This is a genomic window from Thermomonospora umbrina, from assembly GCF_003386555.1.
Taxonomy (GTDB): domain Bacteria; phylum Actinomycetota; class Actinomycetes; order Streptosporangiales; family Streptosporangiaceae; genus Thermomonospora; species Thermomonospora umbrina.
Map to the genome: position 1 here is coordinate 4406969 of NZ_QTTT01000001.1, position 23480 is coordinate 4430448.

General features: G+C 73.7%; 15 protein-coding genes and 1 other RNA gene. 13 read left to right on the forward strand and 3 right to left on the reverse strand.

The window, feature by feature from the left end:
- Nucleotides 1-3: 3 nt before the first annotated feature.
- The 7 genes from DFJ69_RS19615 (at nucleotide 4) to DFJ69_RS19645 (ending at nucleotide 10778) form a co-directional block, all read left to right on the forward strand.
- Complete coding sequence (locus DFJ69_RS19615) at nucleotides 4-1176, forward strand: S41 family peptidase (RefSeq protein WP_116023945.1); 1173 nt, start codon at nucleotides 4-6, stop codon at nucleotides 1174-1176.
- 50 nt (nucleotides 1177-1226) lie between these two features.
- Nucleotides 1227-1715 carry an SsrA-binding protein SmpB gene (smpB, locus tag DFJ69_RS19620; protein ID WP_116023946.1) on the forward strand — a complete coding sequence of 163 codons (489 nt, stop codon included), beginning with the start codon at nucleotides 1227-1229 and terminating at the stop codon, nucleotides 1713-1715.
- Between the two features lie 8 nt (nucleotides 1716-1723).
- Nucleotides 1724-3634, forward strand: a complete 1911-nt coding sequence (locus DFJ69_RS19625; protein ID WP_245974465.1) for a penicillin-binding transpeptidase domain-containing protein — start codon at nucleotides 1724-1726, stop codon at nucleotides 3632-3634.
- 338 nt (nucleotides 3635-3972) lie between these two features.
- Nucleotides 3973-4344, forward strand: a transfer-messenger RNA (tmRNA) gene (gene ssrA / locus DFJ69_RS19630).
- A 564-nt stretch (nucleotides 4345-4908) separates the two neighbouring features.
- Nucleotides 4909-5715 (forward strand): EI24 domain-containing protein, encoded by an 807-nt coding sequence (locus DFJ69_RS19635; protein ID WP_116023948.1) that lies wholly within the window; start codon nucleotides 4909-4911, stop codon nucleotides 5713-5715.
- 75 nt (nucleotides 5716-5790) lie between these two features.
- Nucleotides 5791-8496 (forward strand): hypothetical protein, encoded by a 2706-nt coding sequence (locus DFJ69_RS19640; protein WP_116023949.1) that lies wholly within the window; start codon nucleotides 5791-5793, stop codon nucleotides 8494-8496.
- A gap of 44 nt (nucleotides 8497-8540) precedes the next feature.
- A complete protein-coding gene (locus DFJ69_RS19645) occupies nucleotides 8541-10778 on the forward strand; it encodes an acyl-CoA dehydrogenase family protein (protein WP_116023950.1) in 2238 nt (745 codons plus the stop codon).
- Here the strand turns inward: DFJ69_RS19645 and DFJ69_RS19650 are convergent.
- A complete protein-coding gene (locus DFJ69_RS19650; RefSeq protein WP_116023951.1) occupies nucleotides 10775-11737 on the reverse strand; it encodes an alpha/beta hydrolase in 963 nt (320 codons plus the stop codon). The two genes, DFJ69_RS19645 and DFJ69_RS19650, sit on opposite strands and share 4 nt — an antisense overlap.
- A 152-nt stretch (nucleotides 11738-11889) precedes the next feature.
- Here DFJ69_RS19650 and DFJ69_RS19655 point away from each other — a divergent pair, with 152 nt between their 5' ends.
- The 5 genes from DFJ69_RS19655 to DFJ69_RS19670 are packed head-to-tail and all read left to right on the forward strand — an operon-like array spanning nucleotide 11890 to nucleotide 20102.
- A complete protein-coding gene (locus DFJ69_RS19655) occupies nucleotides 11890-13575 on the forward strand; it encodes an MmpA family trehalose lipid delivery protein (protein ID WP_147312369.1) in 1686 nt (561 codons plus the stop codon).
- Complete coding sequence (locus DFJ69_RS36220; RefSeq protein WP_281275876.1) at nucleotides 13575-13706, forward strand: hypothetical protein; 132 nt, start codon at nucleotides 13575-13577, stop codon at nucleotides 13704-13706. Before DFJ69_RS19655 ends, DFJ69_RS36220 begins: the two co-directional genes overlap by 1 nt.
- Nucleotides 13707-13719: 13 nt before the next feature.
- Nucleotides 13720-14523, forward strand: a complete 804-nt coding sequence (locus tag DFJ69_RS19660) for a glycosyltransferase (protein ID WP_116023953.1) — start codon at nucleotides 13720-13722, stop codon at nucleotides 14521-14523.
- A 4-nt stretch (nucleotides 14524-14527) separates the two neighbouring features.
- Nucleotides 14528-15781 carry a glycosyltransferase family 4 protein gene (locus tag DFJ69_RS19665; protein ID WP_116023954.1) on the forward strand — a complete coding sequence of 418 codons (1254 nt, stop codon included), beginning with the start codon at nucleotides 14528-14530 and terminating at the stop codon, nucleotides 15779-15781.
- Entirely contained in the window at nucleotides 15753-20102 is a 4350-nt protein-coding gene (locus tag DFJ69_RS19670; RefSeq protein ID WP_170177722.1) for an alpha-(1->3)-arabinofuranosyltransferase domain-containing protein, read from the forward strand. The genes DFJ69_RS19665 and DFJ69_RS19670 overlap by 29 nt, the downstream gene beginning before the upstream one ends.
- Here DFJ69_RS19670 and DFJ69_RS19675 read toward each other — a convergent pair.
- Complete coding sequence (locus tag DFJ69_RS19675; RefSeq protein WP_116023956.1) at nucleotides 19984-21198, reverse strand: acyltransferase family protein; 1215 nt, start codon at nucleotides 21196-21198, stop codon at nucleotides 19984-19986. The genes DFJ69_RS19670 and DFJ69_RS19675 overlap by 119 nt on opposite strands.
- Complete coding sequence (locus tag DFJ69_RS19680) at nucleotides 21195-21929, reverse strand: class I SAM-dependent methyltransferase (RefSeq protein WP_116023957.1); 735 nt, start codon at nucleotides 21927-21929, stop codon at nucleotides 21195-21197. Before DFJ69_RS19680 ends, DFJ69_RS19675 begins: the two co-directional genes overlap by 4 nt.
- 203 nt (nucleotides 21930-22132) lie before the next feature.
- Between DFJ69_RS19680 and pgfA the strand changes: the two genes are divergently transcribed.
- Nucleotides 22133-23227: a cell envelope lipid trafficking protein PgfA gene (gene pgfA / locus DFJ69_RS19685; RefSeq protein ID WP_116023958.1), complete on the forward strand. Its 1095-nt coding sequence runs from the start codon at nucleotides 22133-22135 to the stop codon at nucleotides 23225-23227.
- Nucleotides 23228-23480 lie beyond the last annotated feature (253 nt).

The following is a 23480-nucleotide window of genomic DNA, read 5'->3' on the forward strand; positions in this document are numbered from 1 at the left end:
GCCATGCTCCGGCTCACCGGTCGTCTGTCGCGTGGCGCGGTGGTCGCCTTCGCGGTCGTGTGCGCGTACGGCGCGGGCGTGGCGACGGGCGCGGATCCCGTGTCGCCCGCCCGGGCCGTGCCCGATGGCGTGCTGGACGACGCCGCCCGGCGGATCTCCCGCGAGTCGGCCCTCCCGGCCGGCCGCGACGACCTCCGGCGCGCCGCGGTGGAGGGCATGCTGCGGCGGCTCGGCGACCGCTGGGCCCGCTACTACACCGCTCAGGAGTACGACGACGTCCACGGCCGTCTCACCGGCCGCTACAGCGGGGTCGGCCTCTGGCTCGGCACCGATGAGGGCGGTGGCCCGATCCGGGTGGCCAGCGTCCAACCGGGGTCGGCGGCCGAACGGGCCGGGGTCCGCGTCGGCGACGTGATCACCTCGGTCGGCGGTCGGGCGGTCGGCGGCTGGGGTGTCGGCGCGGTCGCCGCCGCGCTGCGCGGCCGGTCCGGCTCCGGGGTGGAGCTGCGCGTCGGCCGGGGGTCCGCCGAGCACCGGTTCCGGCTGATGCGCGACGCGGTGCGGTCCGGTGACGTGACCGTCGAGCAGCGGTCCTCCGACGTCCAGGTCATCCGCGTCGGCGCGTTCACCCGCGGCGTGGGCCGGCAGGTCCGGGAGGCGGTCGGCGGGCGCGCCGAACGGCACCGCGGCGGCCTGATCCTCGACCTGCGGGGCAACCCCGGCGGGCTGCTGGACGAGGCGGTCGAGACCAGTTCGGCGTTGCTGCCCGACGGAGTGGTGATGATCTACGAGCGTCGCGGCGAGCGCCCCCGCCCGCTGCGGGTGACCGGGCCCGGCGACGGGCGCACGCCGCTGGTGGTGCTGGTGGACGCCGGGACGGCCAGTGCCGCCGAGGTGGTCGCGGGCTCCCTGCGCGACCGGGACCGCGCGGTGATCGTAGGATCCCGTACCTATGGAAAGGGTTCGGTGCAGGAACCGGTCCGACTGCGCGACGGCTCGGTGATCGAGCTGACCGTGGGGCGCTACCGGACGCCGAGCGGGCGCGACCTCGACGGCGTCGGGATCGATCCGGACGTGGCGGTGTCCGCCGACCGCCCGCCGGGAGAGGCGATGAGACGCGCCGACGAGGTGCTGCGCGGCCTGCTGGCCGCCGCCCCGACCAGGGACCGGGGATGACCGGACCCGAGCCGACCTGAGATCCGCAGGAAGAACTGAGGCTGATTTCCGTGCCACGTGAGACAGGGCGCAAGCTGGTGGCCCAGAACAAGCGCGCCCGCTACGACTACCACATCGACGACACCTGGGAGGCGGGCCTGGTGCTGATGGGCACCGAGGTCAAGGCGCTGCGCGCCGGGCGGGCCTCGCTGGTCGACGGCTACGCGCGGGTCAAGGACGGCGAGGTGTGGCTGGAGGGCGTCCACATCCCCGAGTACCTCCAGGGCACCTGGACCAACCACGCGCCCCGACGGCCCCGCAAGCTGCTGCTGCACCGGCGGGAGATCCAGCGGATCATCGACAAGACCAAGGAGCCGGGTTTGACGCTGGTCCCGCTGTCCCTGTATTTCAAGGACGGCAAGGCCAAGGTCGAGATCGCCTTGGCCCGTGGTAAGAAGAGCTACGACAAGCGCCAGGCGATCGCCAAGCGGGAAGCCGGCCGGGAGATGCAGAAGGCGCGCTCCGCACGGCTGCGCGCCCGTGCCGGCGGTGGGGCCTGACCATGGGGGTGACGGGCACGGTGTTCGGGCCGGGCCGGCGGCGGGCACGCCGGGTGATCTCGGTGGCGGCCTGTGGGGCCCTGGTGGCGGGCACCACCTCCGCCTGCTTCGCCGAGGCGTCGGCCATGCCGGCGGTGCGCGACTTCCTGATCGCCTGGGAGGTGGGCAACTACGACGCCGCCGCCCGGCGGACGGTGGGCGCCGACCGCAGAGCCGTGGCGGGCGCGCTCGGCCAGGTCCGCGACCAACTCGACGCCGCGTCGCTGAGGCTGGGCCTCGGGCTGCCGTCCGCGCCCGGCGGCGACCCGGCGGACGCCATCGTCCGCAAGGGCGATCAGGCCGAGGCGCGGTTCTCCGTCCAGATCGACCTGGGGGAGAACGGGGAGCCGTTCACCTATCCCGGGGAGATGAAGCTGCGACGGGTCGGCGGCAGGTGGAAGGTCGTCTGGAGCCCGTCGCTCATCCATCCGAAGCTCGGCGGTGGTCAGCGGCTGGCCGTGGTGACCGAGTCCACCCCCCGCGGCGACGTGCGGTACCGGAACGGCCGGTCGCTGCTGCGCACCGTTCCGGCCGATCTGGTCGGCGTGCTCCCGGGGCAACTCCGCGACCCCCAGCGCACGATCTCGAAGCTGGTCGAGGCCACCGAGGCGGGGGGTCGCAGGCTCGACGCCGAACGGCTGCTGGGTCGGGTCCGGTCCGCCCCGCCCACCGCGTTCCTGCCGCTGCTCACGCTGAACCCGAACGAGAACTCCGGGATGGCCGCCCGACTGCGGCAGATCGAGGGCCTCCAGGTCCAGCGGACGAGCGCCCCGATCGAGCCCGACGCGGCCCCCGAGCTGATCGGCAGCCTCGGCCCGGCCACCGGCGACCGGCTGCAGCGCGTCGGCGCGCCGTACCAGCCGGGCGACACCATCGGGATCAGCGGCGTCCAACTGCGGCACCAGCGCTGGCTGGCGGGCACGCCGACGGTGAAGGTGGTGGCGGTGGACCCGTCCGGCCGGCACCGCGAGGTCCTCGCCGAGTGGCGGGGGCAGCCGACCCAGGCGGTCGCCACGACGTTGGACCCCCGCAACCAGGAACGCGCCCAGGCGGCGCTGTCGCGGCTGACGGTGCCCGCGTCGATGGCGGTGGTACGGGCCAACAGCGGCGAGGTGCTCGCGGTGGCCAACCATCGCACCGACGGCCGGAACCTGGCGATGGAGGGCCGCTATCCCCCCGGCTTCACGTTCGGCATCGTGTCCGCCGAGGCGCTGCTGCAGGGCGGGATGACGCAGGAGGACGAGACCGAGTGCCCGGCCACCACGACGGTCGGCGGCCGGCAGTTCACCAACACGCCCAGGTCCAAGAACAACTTCCAGCACCACTTCGGCTACGGCTGCTCGACCACGCTGGCCACGCTGAGCACCCGGCTCACCCCCGCCGCCCTGACCGGCGCGGCGGGACGGTTCGGGTTCGGCAAGGACTGGCAGTTGTCGATCCCGGCGTTCCCCGGAGCCGTCCCGGTCCCCCGGTCCGACGGCGAGAAGGCGTCCGTCGTGAACGGGGAGGGCGGGGTGCTGGCCAGCCCGCTGGGCATGGCGCTGGCGGCCGGCGCCGTCAACACGGGGCTGTGGCGTCCGCCGCTGCTGCTGCGCTCCCCACAGGACCGTCAGACGGTGTCGGCGCAGCCGCTGGCCCCCTTCGCCGTCAGCGACCTGAAGACGATGATGCAGCGTGCGGTGCACTCGGGGGTGGTCAAGGCGGCCAAGCTCCCGGGGACGGTCCCGGTGTACGGCGTGGCCGACACCGTCACCTACACCGAGGGCGGCAAGACCCGGACAGTGTCGTGGTTCGCGGGCTTCCGGGGCGACATCGCCTTCGCCATCGCGGTCGAGGGGACCGTCCCCGCGGCCACCATCGCGGCGCGGTTCCTGTCGTAGCGACCCTCGTCGTTACCACTTTGTTATCTCTTTACCCTCGGAGAGCAACCTTCCGGGGCCTCCCGTTCGTCTTTACAGGTGACTGAGCCACCGCTTGGGGGGTTGCGGACTCAGTCGCCGTGATGAGACCAGAGCCTCGTCTCGGGGGAGGCTCTGCCGTCCGGACCGGCCCGACCCTGCCGGTCGGCCCCGGTGGGCGCGCCACGTGCGCCGCCCACCGGGGCGTCACGTGTTTCCGGGGCCCGGCCCGGGAATGCCGTTGGCATCGCCGGTGTTATCCCTGTACCGTCGGAGTTGGACGAGCCTCGGCGCGTTCGAGGTTCTTGACAACTCAACATGGGGGTGACTGGCTTCGACTTCGGTCGATCGAGCCAGGGGAAGCGGGCCGAGGGTCGCGGTGATGACCTCGTTAATCCTGTGACCGCAAAACAATAACTGCCAATAAGCCGCAGTCCGAGTTCGCCCTCGCCGCCTGAGCGAGTAGCGACTCTGTCAGCCCGGGAGTGTCTCCGGCCCGGGGTCTGGCATCGTCAGGAGACTCCACCCTTCCACCCGGTCGCGGGGCGGTAGGGAAAACCTCACAGCGACTGAGCCCGTCGGTGACACGCCTGCGTGAGCACCGGGGCTGAGAAAACGTCAAGCAGGCTGCGCCCGGAGAAGCCCTGACTCATTACCGAAGGACGCGGGTTCGATTCCCGCCACCTCCACGAGCCGGCCCTTGGTGGTCGCCGACCTGCGGTCGGCTTCCCCAGGGGCCGCAGTGCTTTCCCGGGGGGCGACCCCCGGACCCCCGGTGTGGGGGCTCCGCCCCCACGCCCCCTTGTCTGTGCGGGTTCGCGTGAGCGTCCGTGGGGTCCATTCCGGACCTGGGACCAGTGTGGTCAGTGGCTTTGCCGCTTTCCCGCTGGTCCTTCGTCGTGTTTGCCCGGGGGGCGACCCCCGGGCGTGGGGCTCCGCACCGACCCTCCGGGCGTGGGGGCTCCGCACCGACCCCAGGCGCGTAGGGGCTCCGCCGCTACGCCCCTTGTTTGTGCGGGGTCGGGTGGGTATCCGTGGGGTCCGCTCGGACCGAGGGCCCGTGTGGTCCGCGACTTTGTCGCTTCCGCGTTCCCCGTATAGGGGCTCTGGCTTGCCCGTGCGGGCTGTTTGGGGTGTGGGGGGCTTTTGTGAGGTCGGGGGGCTCTGAGTCTGGTGCTCGTGAGGCCGGTGGGTTTGGAGGGGCTCATGGGTCGGTTCGTGGAGGGGGCGGTGGACGGGCCGTTACAGTTCGTCGGGTGAGTGAGCAGCGCAGATCGGGTGTCGGGGAAGTTTTCGCCGGGGTGACGTACCTGTTCCGGGGATTCGGATGGGTGGCCCGGCGGCCGGGGCAGTGGCTGTTCGGGTTGATCCCCGCGGTGATCGTGCTCGCGCTCTACACGGCGCTGCTGGTGGGGCTGGCCGTTCAGGTGGACGACCTGGCGGGATGGCTGACGCCGTTCGCGGACGACTGGTCGGACGGGGCGCGGCGGGTGGTGCGGACGGTGGCCTCGGTGGCGCTGTTCGGGGCCGGCGCGTTCTTGGCGCTGCTGACGTTCACCGCGGCGACCCTGCTGGTGGGCGAGCCGTTCTACGAGAAGCTCGCCGAACGGGTGGAGGACTCGCAGGGCGGCGCACCGCCCGAGCCCGACGAGTCGCTGATGACGCAGATCGCCCGGGCGGTCCGGGACGCGCTGATCCTGGGGGCCGTCGCGGTGTGCTTCGCGGTGGCGTTCTTCGCATTCGGGCTCCTCCCGGTGCTGGGGCAGACCGTGGTGCCGGCGGTGGCGGCCTGCGTGTCGGGCTACCTGCTGGCCGGGGAGCTGACCTCGATCGCCTTGGAACGGCGGGGTGTACGGCGCCGGGAACGCTTCGCGCTGCTGCGTCAGAACCGCCCCTTGGTCCTCGGATTCGGGGTGGCCACCGTGCTGACCTTCCTGATTCCGCTGGGGGCCGTGCTCGCCATGCCCGCCGCGGTGGCCGGCGGTACGCTGCTGGCCCGCGAACGCCTGGCCGAGAAGCCGGCGAACACGGGGCGTGACAAGAGTGTCCACGGTGAATATTGAGGCGATAGGAAGATGTGTCCGGAGCGTAATTACCGCCCCGGACACTTATGGTGATCTTCGCGTAACGTGTGCCGCATGTCCGATCAGGGGGAGCGCGGACCGCGCTGGACCGAGATGAACGACGACCTCGCCGTGACCGACGACCCGACGGGGCCCATCCCGCAGGTCAACGGCTTCCATCAGACCGAGGGCCCGGGCGTCGGACCGCCCGGCCGCCCCTCGGCGCCCGCCCCCGCGGGCCACCCGCATCTCCCCGAAGTCGAGGTGCCCGCCCCCGAGGGCCGCACCGAGTTCTCGGCCACCCCGCATTTCAGCGCGTCCGAAACCTCCTTCGGGAACGATGCCGCCGACGACTGGCGCCCCGCCGGACCGAGCCGCGACGCGGAACCCGCCACCGAAAGCTTCCCCGTCCCGCCCTGGACCCCCGAGGACCCCACGGTCCCGGCGTGGCCCGCCGGACAGGCCCCCGAGCCCCCGACACCGGCCGAGGCCCCGTCCGACGCCTCCACGGCACCGCCGTCCCACAACTCCTGGTTCGAGCGCCCGGACAAGCCCACCCACACACCCGAGCCGACCACCGACCACACCACCACCCCGCCGCCCACTCACGACGCCCCGCCCACGGACCCCACGGCCGGCACCCCGATCCCCGAGTTCCCGCCCACCGAGCCCTTCTTCGGCGTCCCGCCCTCGGACGCCACACCCGCCGCCGACACCCCGGTCGCCCAGAGCCCGTTCGACGGCCCCCCTGTGGGCGGTGCTCCGTTCAACGAGGGTCCGGTTTCCGAGCCCTTCTTCGGCGTCCCGCCCTCGGACGCCACACCCGGCGCTGACGCCCCGGTCGCCCAGAGCCCGTTCGACGGTCCCCCTGTGGGCGGTGCTCCGTTCAACGAGGGTCCGGCTTCCGAGTCGTTCCTTGGCGGCCCGCCCTCGGACTCCGCGCCTGCCGTTGGTGGCTCGGTCGCCCTGGGCTCGTTCGACGCGGGCTCGGCTTCCGAGTCGTCCTTCGGTGGCCGGCCGTCCGATGTCGCGCCCGCCGCCGGACGCCCGGTCGCCCAGGGTCCGTTCGACGGTCCGCCGGCGGATGGTGCTTCGTTCGAGGAGGGTTCGGTTTCCGAGTCGTTCCTTGGCGTCCCGCCCTCCGACTCCGCGCCTGCCGTTGGCGGCCCGGCCGCCCCGGGCCCGTTCGACGCGGGCTCGGCTTCCGAGTCGTCCTTCGGTGGCCGGCCGTCGGATGTCGCGCCCGCCGCCGGAGGCCCGGTCGCCCAGGGTCCGTTCGACGGTCCGCCGGCGGGCGGTGCTTCGTTCGAGGAGGGTCCGGTTTCCGAGTCGTTCCTTGTCGGCCCGCCCTCGGACTCCGCGCCGGCCGTTGGCGGCTCGGTCGCCCAGGGCTCGTTCGACGCGGATTCGGTTTCCGAGCCGTTCTTCGGTGGCCGGCCCTCGGATGGCCCCGTCGCTGAGGGCCCGTTCGGGGCTGCGTCGGCGGGGGGTGCTTCGTTCGACGAGGGGTCGGGTTCCGAGTCCTTCCTTGGCGGTCCGCCGTCGGATGGCCCTGTTGGTGAGGGGGCGTTCGGTGGGCCGGTGGGGGGTGCTTCGTTCGGTGAGGGCTCGGCTTCTGAGGCGTTCCTCGGTGACCGGCCGGCGGACGGGGAGGCGGCCTTGGGTGACGATGGGGCCGGTGTTGAGCGGGGGGTCGGAGGGGCGTTCCTTGCCGAGGAGGCCGGGGATGTTCGGGTGGCGCCCGTTGCCGGGGCCGGTGAGCGGTCGGGGGCGGAGCGGGAGCAGGAGCGGTCCGGGTGGGAAGAAGGGTCGTTGTTCGACGGGGCCGAGGGCGATGACGGGGAGGGTGTTCCCGACTACGCGCCGGTGGACATGTCCGGGCCCGGCACGCCGCCCAAGCCGGGGAAGCCCAGCAGCGGCAACTGGCGGATGCCCGACTGGATCGACGAGGAGGCCCGGGAGCACCGCGAGGGGCGGAGCACTCGGGACATCGCCGCCGACTATGAGGGCGGCAAGGGTTCGCGGGTGGGGCTCATCGCGGGCGTGAGCGTGCTGGTCGTGGCGCTCGCGGTGGCCGGTGGGTACTTCTACCTGCAGCGCGGGGACGACAAGGCCCCGGCGGACACGGTGCCGAGCGCGCCGGCGGTGGGGCTCAGCACGCCGCCGGTGGGGCGGGAGACGCCCCCGGCGCCGCAGACGGATCTGCCGCCGGACAAGGCGATGCCGCGGTTCTCCGGGAGGCCGACGCGGACGGGCGGGGCGGTCGCCGACCGGCGGGCCGGGTTGGCGTACCCGCGGTTCGCGGCGCCGTGGCGTCCTGCGGCGGCGGGAAGCCGGTTGAGCACCAAGGGATGGTCGGGCCAGCAGGTCCTGGTGGAGGGCCGGGGCGGGACGAGCGCGGTGGGCCGGTTGCTGACCGGGGTGCTGCCGTCCTCGGCGGCCTCGGAGTACCGGGGGCCCGACGATCTGAAGCCGGTGACGGCCCGTGCCCTGGACATGATGATCAAGAAGTACCACCCGTACCGTCACAAGGGGCGTCCGCTGGCGTCGCAGCCGTTGGCCGTGGGCGGGCGCAAGGGCTGGCTGATGAGCTCGTACCTGACGTTCAAGCGTCCCGGGGTGCGGGCGACCGGCGAGGTCGTGGCGGTCGCGGTGATCGACACGGGGCGCGCGGCCCCGGCCGTGGCGTTCGCCTCGCTGCCCAACACGCACCGCAGGTACTGGCCGGACATCACCGTGTTCCTGACCCGGCTCAAGCCCGTCACCGCAACGACCGAATAACGTTCTACTAGGCTGTGGCTCCCCCCGGGACGAGAGGTGGAGCCATGGCGATCGGGTTGACCGAGGAGCATGAGGCGCTGGCCGCGTCGGTACGCGGCCTGGCGGAGCGGCACGTCACCCCGCAGGTCGTACGGGGTGAGGTGAACGCTCCGCGAAGCCAGGGCCGCCCCGAGTTCTGGGCGGCCCTGGCGCACCAGGGCCTTCCCGGGCTGCACCTGTCCGAGGACCACGGAGGCCAGGGCTTCGGGCTGGTCGAGCAGGCGGTCGCGGTGGAGGAACTGGGCCGTGCCCTGACCCCCGGGCCCTACCTCCCGACGGTGATCGCGAGCGCCGCGATCGGGACGTACGGCTCCGGTGCGGCGCGGGCGGACCTCCTGCCGTCCCTCGCCGACGGCACGCTGACCGCCGCCGTCGCGTTGAGCGGCGACTTCACCGCCACGGCGACGGCGGTCTCGGCGGACGCCTCCGGTGCGTTGACCGCGAGCCCTGTCGGGGATGGCGCGGAGATCGCGGGCACGGCCGGGACGGTGCTCGGGGCCCCGCTCGCGGACCTGTTCGTCCTCCCGCTGAACGACGGTCGCTGGGCCCTGGTGGACGCCGACGACGTCACCGTGACCGAGGCCGAGTCGCTGGACCTCACCCGGCCGGTCGGTGGCGTCGAGGTCACGAGGGCCGTCGTCCCCGAGGAGCGGATCTTCGAGGGGGCGGTCGCGGACCTCGCCGTCGTCCTGCTCGGCGCGGAGGCGTGCGGGGTGGCGGGCCGCGCCCTGGACGACGCGGTGGCGTACGCCAAGATCCGTGAGCAGTTCGGCCGTCCGATCGGGCAGTTCCAGGGTGTCAAGCACCTGTGCGCCCGCATGCTGATCGCCGCCGAACGGGCGCGCGCCGCCGTGTGGGACGCCGCCCGCGCCCTCGACGGCCGGGAGGACGCCGAGCAGCGCGCGTACGCCGTCGCGGTCGCCGGGGCGCTGGCCGCCGACGCGGCGGTGACCTGTGCCGAGGGCGACATTCAGGTTCACGGCGGCGTCGGCTACACCTTCGAGCACGACGCGCACCTCCTCTACCGGCGCGCCCTGACGCTCCGCGCCCTGTCCGGCCGCGCCGCCGCGTTCCGCGACCGGGCGGCCCGCCTCGCGCAGGCGGGGGTGCGCCGCCCCATGGACATCGAGCTGCCGCCGGACGCCGAGGGCCTGCGCGAACGCGTACGGGCCCGGATCGCGGAGCTGGCCGCGATGGACCCCCTCGCCCAGCGCGCCGCGATGGCCGAGGGCGGCTGGGTCACCCCGCACCTGCCGGAGCCGTGGGGCAGGGACGCCGGGCCGGTGGAGCAGATCGTCATCGGGCAGGAGCTCAAGCGCGCCCGGGTGCGGCCCGTTCCGCTGATGATCGCCGCCTGGGTGGTGCCGTCGCTGGTCCGGTACGGGACACCGGAGCAGCAGGAGCGGTTCCTGCCGCCGACGCTGCGCGGCGAGATCCTGTGGTGCCAGTTGTTCAGCGAGCCCGGCGCCGGCTCCGACCTGGCGAGCGTGTCCCTGCGGGCCGAACGGGTCGAGGGCGGCTGGCGGCTGACCGGACAGAAGATCTGGAACTCGCTGGCCCGCGAGGCCCAGTGGGGCATCTGCATCGCCCGGACCGACCCGGACGCGCCCAAGCACGACGGCATCACCTATTTCCTGGTGGACATGGCGTCGGACGGCATCGAGGTCCGTCCGCTGCGGGAGTGCACGGGCGAGGCGGTGTTCAACGAGGTCTTCCTCGACGGCGTGTTCGTGCCCGACGACTTGGTGGTCGGCCCCGTCAACGCGGGCTGGCGGGTGGCGCGCAACACCCTGGCGAACGAGCGGGTGGGGCTGACGGGCTCGTTCCAGCTCGGCGGGGACCTGCCCGGGCTGGTGGAGCTGGCGGAGGGGCTGGGTGTGGCGGACGACCCGCTGGTCCGCGACGGCGTGGGCGGGCTGGCCTGCGACGAGCACGCGTTCCGGCTGCTCGGGCTGCGGGCCACCCTCAAGCAACTGTCGGGCACCGACCCGGGCGCCACGGCGAACGTCCGCAAGCTGGTGGCGATGGAGCACGGGCAGCGGGTCACCGAGTACGGGTTCACGCTGCTCGGCGAGGAGGGCGCGCTGACCGGCGACCGGCAGGCCGGGCTGCGCCGTCGGTGGACCCGCCACCTGCTGGCCTCCCGCGCGATGACGATCGGGGGCGGCACCACCGAGGTCAACCTGAACGTGATCGGCGAGCGTATCCTCGGCCTGCCCCGCGACCCCGAACCCCGACGCTAGGGGGTGTGGGGCCGGTCGGCGGGCTGCCGGAGCGTGTCGTTCAGGAAGTCGATGGTGGCGCGCACGCGGGTCTGCGCCCGTTCGGGGTCGAGCAGGCCCCGGACCTGCGTGTACGTGCTCTCGACACCGGCTCGGCGCAGCGCCTCGTGCAGCGTCGCGGACTGGGCGGGCGGGACGGCGCAGTCGCCCGTCCCGTGCAGGAGCAGGAACGGGGGAGCGGACTCGGTGACATGGCGGAGCAGCCCGGACTGCCGGACCCTCGGACCGTTCCGGCCCACCGGCTCGCCGAGCCACGCGGACACGGCGGATCTCGCGTGACCGTGGGGGACGGCGGGGGTCGGGCACCCGGCGGCCGTCGCCTGCCGGTCGAGCGCGCCGAACTCCGTGGGCGCCGACCACAGGACGGCCGCCTGCACCGTGGCGGACGTGCGCGCGTGACCGAGCCCGGGGACGTCGAACACCGTCCGACGCCCACCGGTCAGGGCGGTGGCGGCGGCCAGGTAGCCGCCCGACGCCATGCCCAGCACGGCGAAGCGCCGGGGGTCCAGGTGGTACTGGCGGGCGTTGGCGCGCAGCCAGCGCACGGCGGTCTTGGCGTCCTGGGCGGCGGCCGGCCATCGGGCCTCGGCGGCCGGCCGGTGGTTGATGGTGGCGACGGCGTACCCCGCCTTGAGGAACTCGGCGCGGCCGTTGCGGTCGACCTCGCTCTTGTCGCCCGAGCGCCAGTCGCCGCCGTGCACGAAGACGACCAGCGGGACCGGCCCGGTGCCCTGGGGAACGTGCAGGTCGAGCCGCTGGGAGAGGGAGTCCGGCGCGTAGTCGAGGTCATGGCGGTGATCCTCGGCGTGGACGAGCGGGGCGGTCTCGGCGAGGGGCTCGGGATCGGCCAGTTCGCCCGCCGAGCAACCGGCGAGCGCCACGGCCGCCGCCACGACCGCACCGACCGTCGGTATGCGCATGGAAAAAGCCTAGAGAACGGACCGGTCGACCGGCAGTGCGAGAGGTAACCGGCGGGCAGTGGCATTTGTCATGGGCGGCGATCCGACAAACGGCGGACCGCTTTTTTGTCAGCCGGATGACCCTGTCGGAGTCCGGTAGCCTCATGCCGCTGATGAAAGGACGCATGCGGCACCTGCCGGCCGCGCTGACCGGGCTGGGGCTCGGGCTGCTGGCCCTGGGCCCGGCGCTCGCGCCCGGCTTCACGCTGTCCTACGACATGGTGTTCGTCCCCGACCCGGCGTTCACGCGGATGACGTTCGGGCTCACGGGCACGCTGCCCCGCCATGTGCCCAGCGACGCCTTCGTCGCGGCGCTGGGGGTGCTGCTGCCGGGGAGCCTGGCGCAGAAGCTGATCCTGCTGGCGATCTTCGTGATGGCCTGTGCGTCGGCCGCCTCGCTGGTGCCGTCCACGCGGCAGGCGCCCCGGTTGGCGGCGGGTGTCTGCTACGCCTGGAACCCGTTCGTCGCCGAGCGTCTCCTGCTGGGCCAGTGGGCGCTGCTGCTGGGGTACGCGGCGCTGCCGTGGGTCGTGCACCGGGCCGCGCGGGGGGAGTGGCGGTGGCTGATCCTCGCGCTGGTGCCGGCGGCGATCGGGGGTTTCGCCGCGCTGACGGTGTCCGGGCTGACGGCGCTGATCGTGGTGGGTGTGACGCGCCGGGGTGAACGCGTGACGGCGCTGGGGCGAACGGTCGCGGCCCTGGTGATGCTGGGCTCGCCGTGGCTGGTCACCGGATGGCTGCGACCGTCCGGCATCCCGGCCGACGGGGCGGCGGTCGAGGCGTTCGCGGCCAGGGCCGACACCCCGTTCGGCGTGGTGGGGAGCCTGCTCGCCCTCGGCGGCGTGTGGAACGGCGAGACCGTTCCCCTCGGCTACGGCACACCGGTCATGGCGACGGCCTGGCTGCTGGTGGTGCTCGCGGCCCTGACGGCGTACGGGATGTGGGGCCGGACGGAGCCGTGGGGCGTCGCGCTCGGGGTCGCCGGGGCGGTGGGGCTGGTCGTCGGGGCGCTGGGGGCGGTGGCCCCCGGGCTGCTCAGGGGCCTCATCGGACTGTGGTCGGGGTTCGCGGTGCTGCGGGACGGCCAGCAGTACGCGGCGCCGCTGGCGGTGACCGTCGCGGTCGGGCTCGGCCTGTTGGTGGACCGGATGCTGGACCGGCTGCCGGTGTTCGCCGCCGTGTGCGTCGCGCTGATGCCCGTGGCGTTCCTGCCTTCGCTGGCCTGGGGGGCGGGCGGGCAGCTCAAGGCGGTGGCGTACCCGGACGACTGGGCCCGCGCCAAGCGGATCATCGAGGCCGATGGCGCGCCGGGCGACGTCGTCGTCCTGCCCTGGGCGGCCTATCGGAGCTACCCGTGGAACCACGGTCGCCGCGTGCTCGACCCGCTGCCCCGGTACCTGCACCGCCGGGTGATCTTCAACGACGCCGTGACGGTCGGCGCCACCACCGTCCCGACCGAGGACCCCCGGGCCCGGCGGCTCGGGCCCGTGATCGACGCGGGCGGCCCGCTGACGGCGGCGCTGCGGGCGGAGGGCGTGCGGTACGTGGCCGTGGACGCCGGGATCGACGCCTTCGACGCGCGGCGGCTGCTGCCGGGGGCCGAGCCGGCGCTGCGCGGGGACGACCTTCTGCTCTTCCGGATTCCGGGTGCGAAAAGGGTGGACGACCCGGGCCCGCCCATCGTCGCCGGCTATGCATCCTGGATTGTCATGTTGAGCGGCATTGTCTGGTCTTTGTCGGTAACAGGCATTACTCTTGTCCCCCGTTCACCTCTGCTCCGCCGTGGAAAGGCCCCCTGATGCGTATCGCGATCGCCGCCCTTGTCGGAGTTCTGCTCGCCACCGGCGCCTCCGTCGGCGCCGTGCAGATGGCCAACGCCTCCCAGCAGGACCCGGTCATCGAGCCGCTGTACAACTACGGCAGCAAGTGAGGCCCTGCTCCTGATGGACGCGTCCCCGTCCCCGCCGGGCCCGTCCCTGGAGATCGTGATCCCGGCGTACAACGAGGCCCGGCGGCTGCCGCTCGGGCTCGCCCTGCTGGGTGAACGGCTGAAGGCCCTCCCGGTCGCCGCCGAGGTGATCGTGGTGGACAACGCCAGCACCGACGAGACCGCCGAGATCGTCCACGGCTGGCGCGGTCCGGTGCCGGTGCGGCTGCTGTACTGCGCCGAGCGGGGCAAGGGCGCGGCGGTGCGCACCGGGCTGCTGGCGACCCGCGCCCCGTACGTCGGGTTCTGCGACGCCGACATGGCCACCGACCTGGCGGCCCTGGACGGCGTCCTGGACCTGCTGGCCGGGGGCCGTTCCGTGGTGGTGGGCTCGCGGCGGCACGCCCGCTCGGTCGTGGAGGGGTACGGGCAGCCGCTGCGGCGGATCGGCGCGCTGGCGTTCAACCTCGCCATCCGCGATCTCGCGGGCGGGGTGCCGGACACCCAGTGCGGGTTCAAGTTCTTCGCCGGCCCGCTGGCCCGGGACGCGGTCGCCGACCTGCGCACCACCGGGTTCACCTTCGACGTCGAGCTGCTGCTGCACTGCGTGCGGCGCGGGGCGGAGATCACCGACGTTCCGGTGGAGTGGCGGGACATGCCCGGCACGACCTTCTCGATGCGTCGCCACTCCGTGGGCGTCCTGCGCGACCTGCTGCGGATCCGCCGACTGGCCGCCGCCGTCGGCACCCGGCCCGCGCCGGCCGCCCCGTCGTCGATCGCGCTGACCGTGCCCGACACCCCGGGGCCCGGCGCCGGATGACCTCATGACCCCGCCCTCCGGCCGCCGGCGGAGGCTGGCGATCGTCAACTGGCGCGACCCCTGGCACCCGGCGGCGGGCGGGGCGGAGCGCTATGCCTGGGAGTTGGCCCGCCGGCTGGCCGCCGACGGGACCGACGTCCGGTTCGTCACCGCGCGCGCGCCCGGTCAGCGCCGCCGCGACCGCGTCGACGACGTGGAGATCGTCCGGCTCGGCGGGACGTTCACCGTGTACCCGCTGGTGCTGCTGTGGATGCTGGTGCGGCGGCGGCGGTTCGACGCGGTGATCGACTGCCAGAACGGCATCCCGTTCTTCACCCCGTGGGTGCTGCCGCGCCGGGTGCGGGTGCACTGCGTGATCCACCACGTCCACGAGGAGCAGTTCGCGCTGTACTTCCCGGCCTGGCTGGCCTGGGTGGGGCGGCTGCTGGAGGGGCCGATCGCCCGCCGGACCTACCGGCGGCACTCCTGCGTGGTCGTCTCGCCGTCGACGCTGCGGCTGGTCCGGGAGCGGCTGCGCTGGACCGGGCCCGCCCATCTGGTCCCCAACGGGCTCACGATGCCCGCCGGACCGGTCGAGCCGGCCCGGGATCTCGGCGAGCCCGCGCTGGTGTGCGTGAGCCGCCTGGTGCCCCACAAACGGGTCGAACGGCTCGTCGACCTGGCCGAGCGGCTCCGCGACCGGTTCCCCGGGCTGCGCGTCCACGTGATCGGGGACGGCCCGTGCGCCGAGCCGCTGGCCGCTCTGATCGCCCGGCACGGTCTGGACGACGTGATCGTCCTGCACGGTTTCGTCGGCGAGGATGACAAGGCCGCCCTGGTCGCCGGGGCGGACCTGCATCTGAGCAGCTCCCAGGGCGAGGGCTGGGGCCTGTCGGTGATCGAGGCGGCGTCGCTGGGGGTCCCCACCGTCGCCTACGACGTGGACGGGCTGCGCGACTCCGTGCGCGACGGCGTCACCGGCTGGCTCGTCCACGGCGGCGACGACGATGACGACGGCGAGGGCGGCGAGGACATGGCCGACGTGGTGGAGCGGGCGCTCAAGGAGTTGGCCGACCCCGCGCGCCGCCGCGAGGTGGCCGCGACCTGCCGTCGGTGGGCCGCCGAGTTCGACTGGACGCGGACCGCCGAGCGCATGGCCGCCCTCCTCAGGGACGAAGGACCGCCCCCGAGCCGGTACGGTGACGGGCGTTCGGACCATGACGCGCTGGAGGCGCTGTTGGGGCGGGTCGGTGACGGAACCTGGAGCGGCCGACCCTGAGTCCGCCGGGCACGGCAGGGGAGGCGGGACGCACGTGGCGCTGGGGCAGACCATCAGGACCGGGGTGGACTCCCTCGCCGTGCGCCTGGCCGACGCCGACCGGGTCAACGGGCGGCGGCCCTCCCGCCGGACCGACGACGGTGACGTGGACGTCCGGCTCCGGGACCGGCTGCGGCTGGTGGTCTGCTGCCTGGCGTTGACGGTGCTGGCCACCTCGACCCGTCCGGGCCGGATCCTGGCCGACACCAAGATCGACATGGCGGTCAACCCGCTGGGGTTCCTCGGCCGCTCGCTGCACCTGTGGGACCCGGAGCAGTTCGGCCAACTGCAGAACCAGGCCGTCGGCTATCTGTTCCCGATGGGCCCGTTCTTCGCCGTCGGCGACGCGATCGGGCTGCCCGCCTGGATCACCCAGCGGCTCTGGCTCGCCCTGCTGCTGTGCCTGGCGTTCCTGGGCACCGAGCGGCTGGCCCGGCGGCTGGGGATCGGCGGCCCCCTCACCCGGCTGATCGGCGGGCTGATCTACGCGCTGGCCCCCGGCGGGCTGGCGACGCTGGGGCAGATCTCCTCGGAGTACCTGCCGTTCGCGATGCTGCCGTGGATCCTGCTGCCGCTGATCACCGCCATGGAGGGCGGCGGTCGGGTGCACGCCGCGGCCCGGTCGGGTCTGGCGGTCGCCTGCTGCGGCGGCATCAACGCCGCCGCCACCGTCGCCGTGCTGGTCATCCCGTTCCTGTACCTGGTGACCCGGCCGCGCGGCACGCCCCGCCTCCGGCTGGCGGCCTGGTGGTCGGGGGCCGTGGGGCTGGCCACCGCCTGGTGGCTGGTGCCGCTGCTGCTGACCGGCACCTACGGGTTCTCCTGGCTGACGTACACGGAGAAGGCCGACGCCACGACCGGCCCGACCGGGCTGGTCAACGTGCTGCGCGGCGCGGAACGCTGGGTCAACTACCTGATCGTCGACGGCCAGGTCTGGTGGCCGGTGGGGCACTCGCTGTCCCTGGACCCGCTGCCCGTGCTGTGCACCGGGGTGATCGCCGCGCTCGGGCTGGCCGGGCTGCTGCGCGGCCGGCTGCCCGAGCGGACGTTCCTGCTGCTCGCCCTGCTGGTCGGGCTCCTGATCATCTCCGCCGGGCATCTGAGCGCCCTGGAGGGCCCGCTGGCCGGGCCGCTGCGGGGGCTGCTGGACGGGCCGCTGGCGCCGATCCGGAACGTGCACAAGTTCGACGCGGTGGTGCGGCTGCCGCTGGCCCTGGGCGCCGCGCACCTGCTGGCCTCGATCCCGCGGGCCTCGCTCCGGCTGCGCGCCGTGGCGGTGGCCTACGCGGCGCTGGCGGGTGTCGCCGTCACCGCGCTGGGCGGCGGGCTGTCCGGCCCCGGCGACTTCCCGCAGGTGCCCAAGTACTGGCGGGACGCCGCCGACTGGCTGAACGGCCGGGCGGGGGAGCAGGCGGTGCTGGCGTTGCCCGGGGCGCCGTTCGGGCAGTACCTGTGGGGCCGCCCCATGGACGACATCATGCAGCCGCTGCTGTCGGCGCGCTGGGGCACGCGGCAGCTCGTCCCGGCGGGCTCGCCCGGCTACACCCGGGCGCTGGACGCCATCGACCAGCGCGTGACGGCGGGCAAGGGGTCGCCGGGGCTGACGGAGTTCCTCGGCCGGATGGGCGTGCGCTACGTGCTCGTCCGCAACGACCTGCAGCGCGAGGGGCTGCGCGGCGGCTGGCCGGCCCGGCTGCACCAGGCGCTCGACGGGTCGCCCGGGCTGCGCAGGGTCGCCTGGTTCGGCCCCCCGGTCGGCTCTCCGGCGTCCGACGCGATCAGCGCGGTCGACCAGAGGTACGCGGCGCTGGAGGTCTACGAGGTCGAGGACGCCGACGACGTGGTGAGCCTGTACGACGCGGGCGGCGCCCTGCGGGTCCACGGCTCGCCCGAGGCGATGCTCACCCTCGCCGACAACCGGGCCCTGCGCGGCAGGCCCGTCCTCCTCAACGACGACGCCCCCGGGCTCGGCGGCGCGCCCATCGCCTCCGACTCCCTCAGGCTCACCCGACGCAACTTCGGCGAGCTGCACCAGATCTCGCCCACGCTCACCGAGGCCGAACGCGACCGGGCCACCGACATCCTCGACGAGGGCTGGGACCGGTACGCCACCACCGTCGCCTACAGCGGGATCAAGGACGTCACCTCGTCGGCGTCGGCGGCGGACTCCGGGACCATCCCGCAGCAGCACGACCTCGGCCGCAGCCCGTACGCCGCCCTGGACGGCGACATGACCACCTTCTGGCAGTCCGGCGGCTGGGACGGGCCGACCGGGGCGTGGCTGAAGGTCGAGTTCACCGCCCCCGTCGACCCCGGCCAGGTGACCGCCTCCTTCGTGCAGGAGAGGAACCTGCTGGGGCCCCCGCCGAGCGAGATCTCCGTCGAGACCGAGGCCGGGCGGCTCACCCAGTCCGTGCAGGCCGCGGCGGGCCCGCAGACCCTCCGGGTGCCGCCGGGCCGTACGCGCTGGCTGCGCATCCGGGTCCAGGACCTCGCCGAGCCCGCGCCGGTCGCGGCGTTCGCCCGGGTCGGCATCGCCGAGCTGGAGGTCGCCGGGATGCGGCCCGACCGGACCTTCCGCGTCCCCGCCACCGCGGGCGAGGCCGCCGCCTCCTACGTGCTGGGGCGCGGCCCCGGCGGCGCCGACGAGTGCATGAAGGGGCCGAACAACTGGGTCTGCTCGCCCTCGCTGGAACGGCACGACGAGGAGGGCGACGGCTTCGACCGCACCTTCACCGCCAAGACGGCCGGCAAGGGCGCGCTGACCGGCACGGCGACGATGACCGACACGAACCTGATCGCCCAGTACGCGTCGGCCGGCTCCAAGGTCCGGGTGTCGGCCAGTTCGAGCCGTCCCCATCCGGCCGCCGTCGCCCGCTCCGCCTTCGACAACGACCCCCGGACGGTGTGGATCGCCTCCGGCGACGACAACGAGCCGGAGTACGGGATCGGCTGGGGTCGTCCGATCATGCTCGACCGGATCACCGTGGCCCGTCCCGCCACCGCGCGGGGCCCGCTGAAGATCCAGGTCATCGCCGACGGCGGGCAGACGCGGGAGGGGCTGGTCGACGAGCAGGGCACGCTGCGGTTCGCGCCGATGCGGACGGCGTCGCTGACGCTGCGGTTCAGCGCCTCCATCCAGTTGGCCCTGCAGATCACCGACATCGCCGTCCCGGGCGTGCCGGCCCTGCCGAACGTGGCGGGGACCCCGCTGAACCTGCGCTGCGGCCTCGGCCCGCAGCTCCGGATGAACGGCGAGGTGATCCCCACCAAGGTCGCCGGCACCGTCGGCGACCTGCTGGAGGGCCGGCCCGTCCGCTACGAGGCGTGCCGCGACGCCCGGGTCGCCGGAGGCGACAACCGGCTGTCGGCCGTCCGCCCCGGCCCCTACCGGATCGAGTCGGCCGTCCTGGACACCGGCTCCCTGGGCCGGCCCGGCGAGACGACCCCGATCACCGTCCGGAGCTGGGGCTCCGAGAAGCGGGTGATCGAGGTCGACGCCGCCGCGCAGTCGTTCCTGACGGTGAACGAGAACTTCAACGTCGGCTGGCGGGCCGAGGTCGGCGGCACCGCGCTCGAGCCGGTCCGGCTGGACGGCTGGAAGCAGGGCTGGGTCGTGCCGGCGGGCACCGGCGGCACCGTCACCCTCACCTACGGGCCCGACCGCTCCCACAAGGTCGCCATGCTCGTCGGCATCATCCTGCTGGCCGCCCTGACCCTGGTCGCGATCCTGCCCGGCCGTCGCCGGGAGACGGCCGCCGTGGCGCCGGCCGCGTCCCGCAGGGGTCCGTCCGAGCAGGCCGCGACGATCGTCGCGACGTCGCTGGCGGCGGCCTTCGGGTTCTGGGTCGCCGGTGTGCCGGGTCTGGCGGTGGCCGCCGGGGCGGCCTGGGCGTTCGCCCGGGCGCGGGACGGGCGGACCGAGGCGGCGCGCGTCCTGTCGTCGCCCTGGCTGGTCGCGGGCCTGATGGTGGCGGGGGCGGCCTCATGGGCGCTGGGCGGCCGGTTGCGCGACGGGGGCAACCCCGCCGTGCCCACCGACGTCCTCGGCGACGCCCTGCCCCAGCTCCTGGGGCTGATCATCGTGGCCCGCCTGCTGGTCGCCCTGTGGCGGCCGGACACCGCGGAGACCATGGTGACCGGCCCGCGGCGGGGCGGCGACCTCAGGTTCCGGCCGCCCGGTCCTTCGGGCGGTAGAGCGTTTGCACCGGGCGTTCGGTCAGGTGGTAGCCGGCCGCGCCCGCCAGGACCGCCCCGACCGACAGGACGAACAGGTCGGTGACCAGATTGCCGTTGAACAGCCGGCCGGTGGCCTCGTACCAGGCGAGGATGACGACCATCTGCCACAGGAACACGCCGTAGGAGATCCGCCCCAGCCACTGCATGAACGGGTTGCCGAGCGCCGCGCTCATCACGGGGTGGTGCGCCGGGGCCAGCGCCGCCGGCCCGACGAAGAACGCGGCGCACGCCCCGAACACCAGGATGTGCAGCGTCGATGTCCACACGTTGGCCGTGGTGTCGAGGTCCAACGGGCCGGTGATCGGCGAGGCGGCGATCAGCAGCAGGCACAGCGCCGCCAGCCAGCACGTCCCCCAGCATCCGGCGATCGTCCGGCAGAACCGCGCCGCCGGGCTCCGGGGGTCCTCCCGGGCCCACACGGTCAGCACCGCGAACGCCATGCCGACGCCGAACCAGGCCGTGTAGCGCAGCGGCCACACGCCCCAGGACGGATGGTGGTCGGGCACGTACATCACGATCGTGAAGACGAACGAGATCATCCCGTACGCCCCGATCGCCGTCAGCAGCCTGCGGGCCCGTTCCGCGAGGTTCGTGCCCCGGCGGGCGAACCGCGCCAGCAGCGCCGCCGTCGCCGGGAGCGTCACGTAGAAGGCGGCCTCCACCGCCAGGCTCCACACCTGCCCGATCTCGCGGGGGCCCAGGCCGTTGGCCCACCAGTCCTGGGGGAAGTAGATGTGCGTCAGGGTGAGCAGCCCCAACAGCGCCCCGCCGTCGGTCAGATGATCCCGGTGCGCGAACACCATCACCGCGACCACCAGCACCCAGTACGCGGGGAGGATCCGCAGCGCCCGCTTGAGCAGGTAGTCGCCCGTGTGCGGCGCGGGACGCCCACCGAGCGCCGCGTGGGCCCACGGTCGGTACAGCAGCAGCCCCGACAGCACGAAGAAGACCGCGACGCCGACCTGACCGCCGTTGAACGCCCAGCCGCCCCGGATCTGCTGGGCGACCGCCCCGGCGTTCAGCGCCACGTGGAAGACCAGCACCGACAGGGCCGCGACCGCGCGGACCCCGTCAAGGCTGTTCTGATGGCCCGAGACCTGGGGGGCGCCGGGCCGTTGGACGGGGACGATCCGTGTCATGCCCCGGCCTTCCGCAGCACCAGCACCAGATTCCACGTGGCGACCTCGCGGACCCCGGGGACCCGCAGCAGGCCCTTGGCCCACGACGGGTGATAGCGGGGCAGCGCGTCCAGCACCCGCACGTCCGGACTCCGCCGTGCCCAGGCCAAGGCCCCGGCGACCGACACCGGATGCAGGCTCGTCCCGTACAGGTTCTTGGGGGGACGCCCGTGGTGCCGCTCGTACCGTCGGGCCGCCCGATGCCCGCCCAGGTAGTGCCACGGGGACGTCTCGTGCCCGCCCCACGGCGACAGCCAGTTGGTGAAGCCCAGGTAGACCACGCCGCCGGGCCTGGTCACCCGCACCATCTCGTCGGCCATCCGCCACGGGTCCGGGACGTGTTCGAGCACGTTGGAGGAGAAGCAGACGTCCGCCGTCCCCGTGCCGAAGGGCAACTGCAGCGCGCTGCCGACCACGCAGTCGCCGCGCGGCGGCCCGTGCGCGGTGATCTCCCCGGCGTCGACGTCGACACCCGCGCACCGCGCCCCCGCCCGCACCAGCTCCCGGGTGAAGAAGCCGGACCCGGCGCCGACGTCGATCACCGTCGCGCCGTCCAACGCGGTGTACGCGGAGAGCTGGGCCACCGTGTCGCGGGCCATCAGCCCGTAGAAGAACTCGGGGTCGGTCTGCTCCCGCCGGAACGCGGTGAGCAGACGGACGGAGCGGGCCACCGTCGCCCTGTGTTCGGCCATGGGTGGCCCTCCTCACGCTGTGTACGGCCGGAGCCTACCGGCACCCGATCCCTGCGCTGTGATAAGCGCCGGGTTGCCCGTCATGTAGTGTTACGTGTCAGTAAGAGACCCGCGCCACAGTGCCCGGGACCTGCGGTTCCGGGTTCTCCGGGCCGTCCTCGCCCCCCGTGGCCGTACCACCGGCAGCCCCAGGAGGTAGAACGATGCCGCGACAGCTCGGCCTGGTGCTGGTCGGCGTCGGGGCCTTCCTGCTCGCCCTCGCGCCGCTGGTCCGCTTCTACGTGACCGGGCAGGTGGTCAAGGCGCCGCTGAACTTCTACCAGACCACCGAGCTGGAAGCCCAGAACGCCGAGTACTTCGACCTGGCGACCCGCGCCGTCCGCAAGGGCATCACGCTGGCGGCCGTCAACACCGTGCGCGGCGACACCCGGGCCAACCTGGGCGACGACGGCATCGCCGTGTGGGACTCGATCACCGAGATCTACGACAAGGAACGCAAGAAGCAGGTCGACTTCCAGACCCACCGGATCGCCTTCGACCGCCGCACCTCCGAGCTGGTGAACTGCTGCGGCACCCACGTGGGCGGCGACACCAAGATCCGGTTCTCCGGGTACGGGCTGCTGTTCCCGCTGGCGAACGTGCAGCGGCAGGACTATCCGATGTTCGACGTGTCCACCCGGCGGACGCTGCCGATGCGGTACCAGGGCGAGGAGGACGTCCACGGACTGTCCGCCTACAAGTTCGTGCAGCGCATCCCCATCCTCAAGACGGACAAGATCGATCTGAAGCCCACCGGGGCGATGCTCGGCATCCCGAACGCGAAGAACCGGCAGTTCAAGGTCGACCGCTACTTCGCCGCCACCAACACCGTCTGGGTGGACCCCCGCACCGGCATCCCGGTCAAGCACGAGCAGAGCATCCAGAGCTCCGTGCAGACCGAGGACGGCCGGGGCCGGATGATCGTCGCCCAGGCCAGGCTGGTGACCGTCGACCGCGACCAGCGGCGCAACATCGACACGGCCGACGGGTACGCGCTGCGGATGTCGCTGGTCAAGACGATCATCCCGGCCGTCGCCCTGCTCGGCGGCTTGGCGCTGCTCGGCGCGGGCGCCCTGATCGTGCGCCGCTCGGCGCCCCTCGAGGCCGGCGACGGCGGCACCGCCCGCCCCGGCGGCCTGACCCGCAAGCCCGACGGCCGTTTCGGCACCGGCGACCCGCCCCCCCCGCAGTCCACCCCCGCATCCGGCCCGAGACCGCGCCCCGAACGCGACATGGCGGGCAGCGAACGCCCGAAGTAGGGGCGGAGCCTGGCCACCGGCCGGGCGCTCCACGGGGACGTCCCACCGGTTGGGGAGCACTCGCCCGCGCGGACGAGGTGGGGATCTTGCCTGGGGGCCTTCCTTATGGCCGCTGAGGCACGGAGAAGAGCGCGTCCCGTCGGTGGACGACGGCGCGCGGTGACGCTCGCGTGGTTTCAGCAGCCGCGGAGGCGGTCACAACCCTAGGCCCGGAAGGTGTGGGCGGCCAAGACCCTTCTCGTCCGTCGGCGCA